The organism is Mucilaginibacter sp. (assembly GCF_039207105.1).
Taxonomy (GTDB): Bacteria; Bacteroidota; Bacteroidia; order Sphingobacteriales; family Sphingobacteriaceae; genus Mucilaginibacter.
The window spans coordinates 1-12,193 of record NZ_JBCECK010000146.1; the positions used below are offsets into that span (position 1 = coordinate 1).

At 40.0% G+C, this 12,193-nt stretch carries 15 protein-coding genes; 13 read left to right on the forward strand and 2 right to left on the reverse strand.

The genetic code is table 11. The features are described 5' to 3' along the window. The 13 genes from AAGC65_RS20975 to AAGC65_RS21035 all read left to right on the forward strand — a co-directional run. A partial coding sequence (locus AAGC65_RS20975; protein ID WP_343114417.1) for a quinol:cytochrome C oxidoreductase occupies nucleotides 1–942 on the forward strand: 942 nt, incomplete at its 5' end. A gap of 48 nt (nucleotides 943–990) precedes the next feature. Continuing rightward, entirely contained in the window at nucleotides 991–2,184 is a 1,194-nt protein-coding gene (locus AAGC65_RS20980; RefSeq protein WP_343114418.1) for a cytochrome c oxidase subunit II, read from the forward strand. Nucleotides 2,185–2,206: 22 nt separating this feature from the next. Continuing rightward, nucleotides 2,207–4,096, forward strand: a complete 1,890-nt coding sequence (locus AAGC65_RS20985) for a cbb3-type cytochrome c oxidase subunit I (RefSeq protein ID WP_343114419.1) — start codon at nucleotides 2,207–2,209, stop codon at nucleotides 4,094–4,096. A gap of 101 nt (nucleotides 4,097–4,197) precedes the next feature. Continuing rightward, on the forward strand, nucleotides 4,198–5,259 hold the full coding sequence (locus AAGC65_RS20990) for a COX15/CtaA family protein (RefSeq protein ID WP_343114420.1): 1,062 nt from the start codon (nucleotides 4,198–4,200) through the stop codon (nucleotides 5,257–5,259). After that, complete coding sequence (cyoE, locus tag AAGC65_RS20995; protein WP_343114421.1) at nucleotides 5,256–6,113, forward strand: heme o synthase; 858 nt, start codon at nucleotides 5,256–5,258, stop codon at nucleotides 6,111–6,113. The genes AAGC65_RS20990 and cyoE overlap by 4 nt, the downstream gene beginning before the upstream one ends. Nucleotide 6,114: 1 nt before the next feature. Continuing rightward, nucleotides 6,115–6,699 (forward strand): cytochrome c oxidase subunit 3, encoded by a 585-nt coding sequence (locus AAGC65_RS21000; protein ID WP_343114422.1) that lies wholly within the window; start codon nucleotides 6,115–6,117, stop codon nucleotides 6,697–6,699. A 21-nt stretch (nucleotides 6,700–6,720) separates the two neighbouring features. Next, nucleotides 6,721–7,449, forward strand: a complete 729-nt coding sequence (locus AAGC65_RS21005) for a cytochrome c oxidase subunit 3 (protein ID WP_343114423.1) — start codon at nucleotides 6,721–6,723, stop codon at nucleotides 7,447–7,449. Nucleotides 7,450–7,462: 13 nt separating this feature from the next. Further along, entirely contained in the window at nucleotides 7,463–7,807 is a 345-nt protein-coding gene (locus tag AAGC65_RS21010) for a cytochrome C oxidase subunit IV family protein (protein ID WP_343114424.1), read from the forward strand. A 2-nt stretch (nucleotides 7,808–7,809) separates the two neighbouring features. Further along, a complete protein-coding gene (locus AAGC65_RS21015) occupies nucleotides 7,810–8,505 on the forward strand; it encodes an SCO family protein (protein ID WP_343114425.1) in 696 nt (231 codons plus the stop codon). Between the two features lie 88 nt (nucleotides 8,506–8,593). Beyond that, nucleotides 8,594–9,169, forward strand: a complete 576-nt coding sequence (locus AAGC65_RS21020; RefSeq protein WP_343114426.1) for a DUF420 domain-containing protein — start codon at nucleotides 8,594–8,596, stop codon at nucleotides 9,167–9,169. A gap of 25 nt (nucleotides 9,170–9,194) precedes the next feature. Further along, nucleotides 9,195–9,473, forward strand: coding sequence for a hypothetical protein (locus AAGC65_RS21025; RefSeq protein WP_343114427.1), 279 nt, complete (start codon nucleotides 9,195–9,197; stop codon nucleotides 9,471–9,473). Between the two features lie 431 nt (nucleotides 9,474–9,904). Next, nucleotides 9,905–10,567 (forward strand): DUF2461 domain-containing protein, encoded by a 663-nt coding sequence (locus AAGC65_RS21030; protein WP_343114428.1) that lies wholly within the window; start codon nucleotides 9,905–9,907, stop codon nucleotides 10,565–10,567. A gap of 25 nt (nucleotides 10,568–10,592) precedes the next feature. After that, the gene (locus tag AAGC65_RS21035; RefSeq protein WP_343114429.1) at nucleotides 10,593–11,399 is read left to right on the forward strand and encodes an OmpA family protein; all 807 of its coding nucleotides are present in this window, start codon (nucleotides 10,593–10,595) and stop codon (nucleotides 11,397–11,399) included. Nucleotides 11,400–11,579: 180 nt separating this feature from the next. Here AAGC65_RS21035 and AAGC65_RS21040 read toward each other — a convergent pair whose 3' ends face one another. Both AAGC65_RS21040 and AAGC65_RS21045 read right to left on the reverse strand, forming a co-directional pair. After that, a complete protein-coding gene (locus AAGC65_RS21040; protein ID WP_343114430.1) occupies nucleotides 11,580–11,882 on the reverse strand; it encodes a DUF4286 family protein in 303 nt (100 codons plus the stop codon). Nucleotides 11,883–12,000: 118 nt separating this feature from the next. Next, nucleotides 12,001–12,193, reverse strand: a 193-nt coding sequence (locus tag AAGC65_RS21045; protein ID WP_343114431.1) for a hypothetical protein, incomplete at its 5' end; no start/stop codon positions are given.

The window sequence follows — 12,193 nt, forward strand, 5'->3', positions numbered from 1 at the left end:
GGTTTGAATTTAACACACACAACCGAAATTGAAGGCAAGCAAGTTGTTGCTCCTTATTTATATAAGATATGGCACATGAGTGGTGTAACCACTCCAGGAAGTGAAAATTATGATCCGGTTTTGGCTGGTAAATCAGGCTTTTTAAATGTACCATTCTTCCTGATCCGTTTGATTGTGTTTTTAGGTGCCTATGTTATATTTGGCTTTTTACTGGCTAAATATTCAGAAACTGAAGATGAATTGGGTGGTTTATTTTACTACAAAAAGAGCTTTACCATTTCGGCTGCGTTTCTTGTAATATTCGGTTTTACTCAACCTGTATTTTCTTTTGACGTAGTAATGTCATTAGAGGCACACTGGTTCTCAACCATGTTTGGCTGGTATAATTTTGCCGCCATGTGGGTAAGCTGTTTATCAGTTATCACTTTAACAATTATCTTGTTAAGAGCCAATGGTTATATGCAATGGATCACTCAAGATCACTTACATAATCTTGGACAGTTGATATTTGGTTTCTCTATTTTCTGGACATACGTATGGTTTGCGCAATTCCTGTTGATCTATTATGCTAACATCCCTGAAGAAAGTGTTTACTTCCTGAGAAGATGGGAGCCTGAATACAAATTCTGGTTCTGGCTTAATATCGTGATCAACTTTATGGGCCCATTGCTGATCATCATGTCACGTGATTCAAAACGTTTGACAAGTGTAATGAAATTCACCTGTATACTTTTGATCGTTGGTCACTGGTTGGATTACTTTATCATGATCATGCCAGGTACAGTAGGTGATAAAGTAGGTTTCAGCTATATTGAATTAGGTGCGGCTGTAGGTTTTGCTGGCTTATTTACTTTCCTGGTGTTAAATGCTTTAAGTAAATTTAAGACGCTTATTCCGAAAAAACATCCGTTCTTGCAGGAGAGCCTTCACCATCACATATAATAATTGTTATTTTTGCAACAAAATACAGAATACCAAACTGACATTAAAATGGGATTCAGAAAATTTATAAAGTCTAAATCATTACTATCATTCATTACCGCGTTTATGCTTTTGGGTACAAACGTGTTAATGGCACAAACTGAAGCAGCTGCGGCTGGTGGCCAACCCGAGGCCCCGCAGGTTGACTGGACAGGCGTTGCTTATTATTTATTACTGTTTTTCCTGGTATGCCTTGGCATAGCGGTAATAGGTAAAATTTTAAAGATATACGATCTTACAATCCAAATTCAAGGTAAAAAAGGTATTAAATGGAATACCATTATGGCTGTTCTTTGCCTTGTGATTCTGGTTGTGGGTATGTACGGCGCTTATTGGTCATTTACTGTACAAGGCAGCATGACCTTGCCTGAGGCTGCATCTCAACATGGTGTTAAAATTGATGAGATGTTTACTGTTACGACAGTTTTAACCATGATAGTGTTTTTTGCAACACAGATATTACTGTTTACATTTTTGTTCAACTACAGGCATTCTGACAAACGCAGAGCTCACTTTTTACCTCATAACAACACCATTGAGAAAATTTGGACTATAGCACCGGCTATCGTATTAACTATTCTGGTTGTATTCGGTTTTTTCACCTGGCAAAAAATTATGGATAACACCGATGCTAAAGGCGAGGTTGCTGCAATTAACGTTGATATTACCGGTCACCAGTTTGCATGGGAACTACGTTACCCTGGTAAAGATGGTAAATTAGGTCCTAAAGATTTCAGAATGGTATCTGCAGCTAATAAATTAGGTGTTAACTTCAAAAAGAAATCAAGTTTTGATGATCTTACTGTTGATACCATGTATTTACCTGTTAACAGAGCAGTAAGGTTAAATATAGATGCTCAGGATGTTATCCATAGCGTTTACATGCCTCACTTCAGGGTTCAGTTGAACGCTGTACCGGGCTTACCTACTTTCTTTAAATTTGTACCAACTATTACAACCGCTCAGATGCGCACTAAACTGGATGACCCTAAATTTGAGTACACAGTTTATTGCAACAAAATTTGCGGGGGCGGTCACTATAACATGCAAAAAGTTGTACGTGTTGTTACCGAAGCAGAATACCAGGCTTGGTTATCAAGACAAAAGCCTTATTTAACTGATCAGTTAAGGAAAGAGTTACATTTTGCGGCAGCAGATCAGCCAAAAACAGGTACAGAGAATAGGTTAGCATTAAATAATTAATATAAGAATTAAGATAAGCGATATGTCAACATTAGCAGTTCACGACCACGGAGTAGCACATCACGACGATCACGGTCACGAACATCATCATAATCAGTCTTTCCTGTCTAAATACGTGTTTAGCATGGATCATAAAATGATCTCCAAGCAATTCCTGATCACAGGTATTACTATGGCAGTCATTGCAATGATATTGTCTATTTTGTTCAGGATTCAGCTGGCTTATCCTGATAAAACTTTCCCTCTGTTAACTACATTACTTGGCCGCTTTGCTCCTAACGGACGTATTAGCGCCGACTTTTACCTGTCGCTGGTTACCATCCACGGTACAATCATGGTATTCTTTGTATTAACGGCAGGTTTGAGCGGTACTTTCGCCAACTTATTGATACCTCTTCAAATTGGTGCACGTGATATGGCCTCGCCGTTTATGAACATGTTATCATACTGGTTCTTCTTTATTGCCAGTGTAATCATGTTATCATCATTCCTGGTACAGAAAGGCCCTGCCAGCGGTGGTTGGACGATCTATCCACCATTATCCGCATTGCCGAAAGCCATGCCTGGTTCTGGTATGGGTATGACACTGTGGTTAATTAGTATGGTATTCTTTATAGCATCTTCATTAATAGGTGGTATCAACTATGTAAGTACAGTATTAAACATGCGTACAAAAGGCATGGACCTTTGGAAAATGCCATTGACTATCTGGGCTTTATTCCTTACCGCTATATTAGGTATGCTGGCTTTCCCTGTATTAGTTGCAGGTGTTGTATTGTTAATATTTGACCGTAGCTTCGGAACAAGTTTCTACTTATCAGATATCGTATTGAACGGCGTACAACAACCGTTTGAAGGTGGCAGCCCAATCCTGTTTCAGCACTTATTCTGGTTCCTGGGTCACCCGGAAGTATATATCGTAATTATGCCGGCAATGGGTATCTCATCTGAGGTTATGTCGGTAAACTCCCGCAAACCGATCTTCGGTTACCACGCGATGGTTTATTCACTGATCGGTATTACCGTATTATCATTCATTGTATGGGGTCACCACATGTTTGTAACAGGTATGAATCCGTTCCTGGGTGGTGTGTTCATGATCACTACACTGATCATCGCGGTACCATCAGCAGTAAAAACATTTAATTGGCTGGCCACTTTATGGCGCGGTAATATCAGGTTTACACCAGCTATGCTGTTCGCTATTGGCATGGTGTCATTCTTTATATCAGGTGGTTTAACAGGTATATTTTTAGGTAACGCTACCTTGGATATCAACTTGCACGATACCTATTTTGTTGTGGCTCACTTCCACCTGGTAATGGGTTCAGCAGCTATATTTGGCATGCTTGCAGGTGTTTACCACTGGTTCCCTAAAATGTTTGGTAAAATGATGGACGAGAAATTGGGCTATCTGCACTTCTGGTTAACCTTTATCGGTGCTTACCTGGTGTTCTTCCCGATGCACTTTATGGGTCTTGATGGCGTACCACGTCGTTACTATGCTTTCACTGAATTTGTGAGTATGCAACGTTGGTTAACTGTTAATACTTTTGTTACATGGGCGGCTATTATGGCAGCATGTGCACAGGTGGCGTTCTTGTACAACTTTATCACTTCTATATTCATTGGTAAAAAAGCTACCCAAAATCCTTGGGAATCAAATACACTGGAGTGGACTACACCGGTTGAACACTTACACGGTAACTGGCCTGGTGAAATACCAACTGTTTACCGTTGGCCATATGATTATAGCAAGCCAGGTGCTGAAGAGGATTATATCCCTCAAACAGTTCCTTACTCTCAAACCATGAGCTCAAATCTTCCTCATGATTTTGAAGATAACCCTAAAGGTTTAGAAGAACTGCAAAAGTTTCAAAGTACGCTGAAAGCAAACGAACAAGTAAAATAATTTTAAGTAGTAAATAGTGAGTGGTGAGTAGTAAGTGGTGAGTTCCAGTTAAAGGCTCATACTCACTATTCACCACTCACTGTTAGCTACTCACCCTATTCATGAGTATATCCGCATCTAAAAACAGATTCCAAAAGATCAACCTCATAACAATCATCCTGCTTTTTGTTTTGATACTGGCTGGTGGTGTTGTGCGTAGCTCCGGATCAGGAATGGGATGCCCCGATTGGCCTAAATGCTTTGGACGATATATTCCGCCAACAAGCAGTGCCGATTTACCCAAAGATTACAAGCAAAAATATGTAGACAAGCGCTTAGCTAAAAACGAACGCTTTGCCAAAACATTAGATGTATTTGGTTATAGTGATCTGGCTAAAAGGATTCGTGAGGACAGATCTATCCTGCTTCCTGAAGAGTTTAACGCCGGTAAAACCTGGACAGAATACGTAAACCGACTTATTGGTGCTATTTCTGGATTGTTTTTATTGTTATCAGCTGTATATTCCTTTAGTTATTGGAAAGCTTCTAAGCGTATAGCGCTGCTAAGCGTATTTAACGTAATATTGGTAGGTTTTCAAGGTTGGCTCGGTTCAATTGTAGTATCAACCAATTTGGTTGCCTGGATCGTTACCGTGCATATGCTGTTGGCCCTGGCTATATTAGCAATAGTGATATATACCTATCATCAGGCAAAAGTAGTTGGGAATCAACTATTGAAAACGAGTACATTGGTATACGCCATAACCATAGTTGCACTATTATTAAGCATTTTGCAAATAACATTCGGAACCGAAGTACGTGAAAAAATAGATGCTGTAGCAACACAGTTCCAGGGTGGCTACCGTAATAATTGGGTTGCCAATGCAGGTGAGATATTTTCACATCACCGGGATCTGGCCATATTGGTACTGGTGGTTAACGTCATGTTGTATGCGCTTATTCGCAAGCAGTTTAGCAGGCATTCTATACATCAGCAATTAATGAGTTTTACATTCCTTATTATCATGCTGCAAATAGTAACAGGTATTCTATTATCCTATTGGTCGTTGCCACCGTTTGCGCAGGCCACACACATAGTTTTGGCAAGCCTGATATTTGGGGCTCAATTTTATTTGCTTTTGAATTTACACAGATCTGTTAATGTTAGGGGGCTAAGCAAATGAATTTGAAAGATTTCTCAAAGCTAATTAAAACAAGGCTTACCTTTTTGGTGGTATTCTCCGCTTCCATCTCATTTTTGATAGGGAGCAGGGCGAATGGCCATATAGATTGGGTTAACTGGGTAAAGCTAATAGTTGGGGGATTTTTAGTAACCTCTGCGGCTAATTCATTTAACGAAATTATAGAGAAAGATCTGGACAAGCTCATGAAGCGTACAATGGATCGTCCTATTCCTTCAGGGAAAATGAATACCGGCCAAGCGCTTGTTTTAGGTTTAGGTATGGGCATGGCCGGTACTTATTTATTAGGTAGCCTTAATCTGCTTACTGGTTTACTATCGGTATTTTCTATCTTATTATATGCATTTGCTTATACACCGCTTAAACGCAAATCGCCAATAGCTGTATTCGTAGGTGCAATACCAGGTGCCTTGCCACCACTTATTGGTTATGTAGCTGCTCACGGTAAAATTGATGAAATAGCATTGATCCTGTTTGGAATACAATTTGTATGGCAATTCCCTCATTTTTGGGCTATTGCCTGGGTTTTAGATGACGATTATAAGCTGGCGGGTTTCCGCCTGCTGCCTACCGGCGAACGTAATTTAGGAAGTGCTGTAATTACCTTTATATTTACATTAATTTTGCTGCCAGTTAGTTTATTACCAACTATTTACCATTACGGTGGTTACTATGTAGGCGGTGTATCATTGGTATGCAGTTTAATATTCTTATACCAAGCTTTTGGTTTGTTACGCACCAGGCAAATTGAGGCCGCCAGGAAACTGATGTTCGGCTCATTTATGTATTTGCCTGTAGTTCAGTTAATGTTTTTATTTGATTTTATAGGAAAGTGAAATGATGGCTCAGGTTCAGAAAAATAACGACAGGCTTAATTTGGCTCCAAAAAAATTCAACATGTGGTTGTTTATACTTACATCGTTCATGTTTTTTGCAGCTATAAGCAGCGGGTTTATAGTTTACAGCGGGAGTAAGGGGCATGGCCTTAACGTAATAATGCCTGATGCCTTTAAATACAGCACCATTACCATTATATTAAGTAGTGTTACTTTATTTTTGGCTCAAAGGGCAGCAAAAGGTTTACAGTTTGGTAAGCAGCGTATGTTTTTATGGCTTACGTTTTTATTAGGTGTAGCGTTTTTTGTGATACAGATATACGCGTGGTATATATTGGCTTATAAAATGGGCATACATCTTACAGACCCTAACGCGTCTCGTTCTTTTGTTTATATTTTTACCGGCATGCACTTATTGCACATAATTGCAGCCATACTATTACTATTAAATACCCTTTGGGGAGCATACAAAAATATTCCGCAGGTACGTAACCTGTTTAAAATGGAAATGACATCTATTTTTTGGCATTTTCTCGGAATTATATGGATTTATCTGTATGTTTTTTTACTTTTGAATCAAAATTAATACACCCATATTTAAGTACAAATGAGTACAGCAACAGCAGTATCAGAAATAGACGAGGTTAAATCAACCTCATGGTCTGGAGGGAGATCGCCCTTCAATGTTGAATACGGAAAAGTAATGATGTGGTTTTTCCTACTTGGAGATGCATTCACCTTTTCATCGTTATTAATTTCTTACGGATCGTTACGTTTTAGCGCAAGTGTATGGCCGGCGGCAGATAAGGTATTTCAATCAGTACCTGGCCTAACAGATAGCGGAGCACCACTGGTGTTTGTGGGTATAATGACCTTTATCCTGATCTTAAGTTCCGTAACTATGGTATTGGCTGTTGAGGCTGGTCACCGTAACTCTAAAAAGGAGGTTATGGGCTGGATGATAGCTACAGTAGTTGGTGGTTTAATGTTCCTGGGTTGTCAGGCTTTAGAGTGGACACACTTACACCATGAAGGTTTTTGGTGGGGTAGTACACCTGCTTTAGAGGAATTAGGCAAATTTTTTAACGAAGGTGGTACAGAAGCTGCAAGGCATATGACCGCTCAGGAATTCGCGAACTTATTCTTTACTATAACAGGTTTCCACGGTTTCCACGTATTTACCGGGGTAGTTATCAATATCATTATCACCGTAAACGTATTATTAGGTACTTACGAAAGACGCGGTAGCTACCTAATGGTTGAAAAAGTTGGTCTTTACTGGCACTTTGTAGACCTGGTATGGGTATTTGTATTTACATTCTTTTATTTAGTATAAAAACATTATATATATGTCAACAGAATCACACGAAGTTCACCACGAAGGTGGCGAGCATGAGTCAATGAGCAGGGGAAGAATAATTAAAGTAGCTCTGATCCTATCAGCTATTACCGCTGTAGAGTTCATCATCGCGCTTTTATTAGTACCTCATGGTTATTTGGATATCAAGTATGCAAACCCTGTATATATTGTTTTAACACTGTTTAAAGCATTTTATATAGTTGCTTACTTCATGCACTTAAAGTTCGAAAAGATGGGTTTAGCCCTGTCTATTATAGTTCCGATATTGTTCATCATCGGTTTGATCCTGGTACTTACTAATGAGAGCCACCACTGGATTGATCTGAGGAGATAATAATGGCCGCTTTAGGGAAAAAAATTATAATCCTGGTGCTCATATTAGCAGTGCCAGGATTTTTGTATTATTTACTAACTGCAAAGGGTAAAAACAGGTATAAACCACTGGCCATTTACGGCCCAAAAGTGGTTGCCAAAACCGGCCATAAATTTCATGGCCAATATATACCGGATACTATTTTTCATCACTTGCCTGCGTTTAACTTAACCGACCAGTACGGTAAGCCTGCATCTGAAAATACCTTCAAAGGCAAAATATTTGTAGCTGGCTTTTTTTATACGCATTGCCCGGCAGTTTGTGCAACCATTAACCGCAATATGGGTTACCTGGTTGATACGTACCGTAAAAATAAGATGGTGTACTTTGCATCTATCACGGTTGATCCGGATAGGGATTCTTCAGCTGTTTTGAGGCAATATGCCGAAAGCTTAAAACCGGCGTCAAACCGCTGGCTGTTTTTAACAGGTGATACCACATCAATTTACAGCCTGGCCCGCAATGGTTTTTTGGTTGACGCGCTGAAGGCTGGTAACGATGATTATATATACAGTGATAAGCTGATCCTGATTGACCAGGAAAAACGGATCAGAGGTTATTATTCAGGCGCCAATACCAATGATATTAACCGCCTGACCGACGAAATTAAAGTGTTGATTGCCGAGGAACTGCGAAAAGTGGACAAGGCGCTTTATTAAATAAAAGAACAAAGATAAAAGACAAAAGGCTCGGGTTTATAATATAATAGGTCATTTCTCTTTTGTCATTAATCCATACTCCAACAAAATGAGCGATAAATTTATAATCCGCTTTGTGGCGGGTGTTACCATATTTGTAATTACAGTAGTAGTGGTATTAAACCGCCACTTGATTCCGGGGCCGGCTGTGGCTCCGTCGTTTACGCCTTATTTACCCATGCTTAATGCGTTTTTAAATGGCACTTGCACAGTGTTGCTGCTTACCTCGCTTTATTTTATTAAACAGGGTAATATCAAGGTACACAAAAGGCTTAATATTATTACTTTTTGCTTGTCATCATTATTCCTGGTATCATATATTTTGTTTCACTACCTAATGCGTAATGATACCCTGTATGGCGATGCTAATTTTGATGGCAAGCTTTCGGATGCGGAGCGTGCTACGGCGGGTGGTATGCGCACGCTGTACCTAAGTATTCTGGTGCCTCATATTGTATTAGCGGCTGGTGTTTTACCATTAATATTGTTGAGTTTTTACAGAGGCTTACAAATGCAGGTAGCTAAGCATAAGAAACTGGTAAGATGGGCGTTCCCCATATGGTTATATGTCACTATTACCGGCGTTATCGTGTATTTGATGATAAAGCCTTATTACCACTTTTAAATAATTATTAATTAAATTTGCCAATATGAAAGCAGGTTTTAGAATTCTATTATTTGTAGCAGCCCTGGGCTTTTTAATTTGCAGCAGGCAACCCGTACAAGCACAATGTGCACAGTGCGCCGCCACAGTTGAAACCAATACACAAAGCGGTGGTAACGCGGCTAAAGGTTTAAATAATGGTATATTGTTTTTACTGGGAGCACCTTACCTGGCAGCCGGAATATTAGGTTATATATGGTATAAAAAATACCGCCGTAAAAATGTTGATATCAGTATGCGTAAAGAAAAACTGCATCTGAATTAATATTTTCTTCTGATCCTTTGTACAAGGGAAGCTATACTCGTCTAATATAATGTCTCAAACATCCAAGTCGTGGGCTATGCTGCATTGTAAATGCCCGCGTTGTCGCAGGGGCAATATGTTTCAGGGCTGGCCTTATAGTTTCGCTAACAAAATAAATTTAAACTGCTCCCACTGCAATTTGTATTTTGAAATTGAGCCGGGGTATTTTTATGCGGCTATGTATGTAAGCTATGCCCTAAATGTTGGCGAAGCTTTGGGTATAGCCTGGCTTACCTTTCTGATCACCCATAATTCCGATTCGCCATGGTTGTACCTTAGTGTCATAATTTTAGGCTGTTTTGCATTGGCACCCATAAATTTCAGATATTCGCGGGTGCTATTGTTATATTGGTTATCGCCAAAAATACACTACCAATCATATTTAGATACCGATGATACACCAGGAAAGTCTTGATTTTTTAAAGGACCTTGCAGCTAATAATAACCGTGAATGGTTTTTAGATAACAAGGATAGATACGACAAAGCCCGTGAAAATGTAATTGAATTTACAGGCACACTGCTAACCGCCATGCATAAAATAGATCCGGGAATTGACGAGGCGCTTGACCCCAAAAAGTGTGTGATGCGTATTTACCGTGATATCCGTTTTAGCAAAAATAAAACACCATATAAAAATAACTTTGGCATTAGCCTACCAACCACAGGCTTAAGGCCAGGAGGTGCAGAATATTATCTGCAAATACAGCCGGACAACTCATTTATAGGTGGAGGCTACTGGATGCCTGAAGCAGCGCATTTAAAAGCCATACGCCAGGAAATTGATTATAACGCCCATGATCTGAGGCAGATCATCGACGATAAAGAATTTATTAAGCTGTTTGGCGATTTCAGGAAGCAGGAGCAGTTAAAATCAGTTCCGCAGGGATACAGCATCGATAATGAAAATATCGACCTGCTGAAGCTGAAAAGTTTTGTGGCCTGGCATAAAATAAGCGATAAGGATATCGTTAAAAAGAATGCGGCCGAAGAAATAGCCCAGGTATGCAGCCATATATACCCGCTTAACGTTTTTTTAAGAAATGCACTTGCATAGTACTACAGACAAATATAATATTACAATGAAGATCACTTATTATTTGTTAGCCGCGGCCATGTGTCTTACTTTTTATTCCTGTAAGATCATGTCGCCAAAGGCATACAAAGCTTTGATTGCCGAGCGCGATTCGCTTACTAACCGCACCGAAACTCTGGAAACCCAGGTTTTTCAGTTAAGGGCCGATACCATGCGCCTGAACCGTGAACTGGCTGATTTGCGAAACAACAACAGCACGCTGAACAGTCATCTGAGCACCAGTTCATCTAAATTAAAACGCCTGGCTGCTGACCTTGAGAAACGCGAGGCCCGCCTGAAAGAGGTAGAAGATATATTGCGTAAACGCGATGAAGCCGCCAACGCGCTTAAAAATAAATTACAACAGGCATTGTTGGGCTTTCAGCAAAGTGGCTTAACTGTTGATATTCGTAACGGTAAAGTGTATGTATCACTGGCCGATAAGCTGCTGTTCCCGTCGGGCAGTATTGTTATTGATGATAAGGGTAAAGCCGCGTTAAAACAATTGGCTGCAGTACTTAACAAGGAACCGGATATTAATATGGCTATTGAAGGCCATACCGATGATAAAAAGGTATTGAACCTGGGTCAGATCAAGGATAACTGGGATCTGAGTGTATTACGTGCTACCTCGGTAACGCGTTACCTCACCGAAACTGAAAAAGTTGATCCGCACAGGTTAACAGCTACAGGAAAAGGCGAGTTTCAGCCGATTGACTCTGCCCCAACCAATGAGGCTCGCGCCAAAAACCGCCGCATAGAAATTGTACTCACACCAAAACTGGATGAGTTGTATAACCTCATCACCAAGTAAACAAAAAAGGTGCTTCGGAAGAAGCACCTTTTTTGTTTTAAACACAGTTCATCCTGAACTTGTTTCAGGATCTCTCAAGCTTAGTTAACGTTTTGCGTACAATTGTCCTGTGGGATGCCGAAATAAATTCGGCATGACGGTATTAGTTGCGTACCTCACAATATAGCATGAGAGGAAGAATTACTCCACCGTTTCCATCAGTGTGTTAAACATCACAAACTTATCCGGGAATTGCTCCTGGTGTATAGCCTGAAACTTGTGCAGATGGTTCATGTAAAATTCCTGAAACTGCTGAATGCTATCTGCATTATATTGAATGCAATAAGTAACCCCTTCGTTTGGTGAGTCAATAACGGTTAGCATTTTGTACGAGTGGAAACAGCCGGTTGCCATTATAGCAGGTATCTGTACGTTTTTTATCCAGTTAAGCCATTCGTCGTGAATGCCTTCTTCAATTATTATAGTGTCGTTGTATACAATCATAGTGATGCAAAAGTAATTAATTAGTTCAGTTGTTCATTGGTGAAACGTCGTATAGCAATGAGTATAGTGACAAACTATTCACCAATGAACTAATAAGCAAATGAATCAATGAACCAAATCAAGAATCCGCATTATCGCCACGCAGCAGCCTGAAACGTTTACGTGCTTCGTTGATCCAGAGGCTGCCGGGATAGGTGGTTATAATTTTCTGATACCATATTTTGGCGCTGGCTTTATCATTAAGGCGGTTATCATAAATATCGCCCAGCATAAAAACGGCATCGTCGGCCCACAGGTCATTGGGATGATCG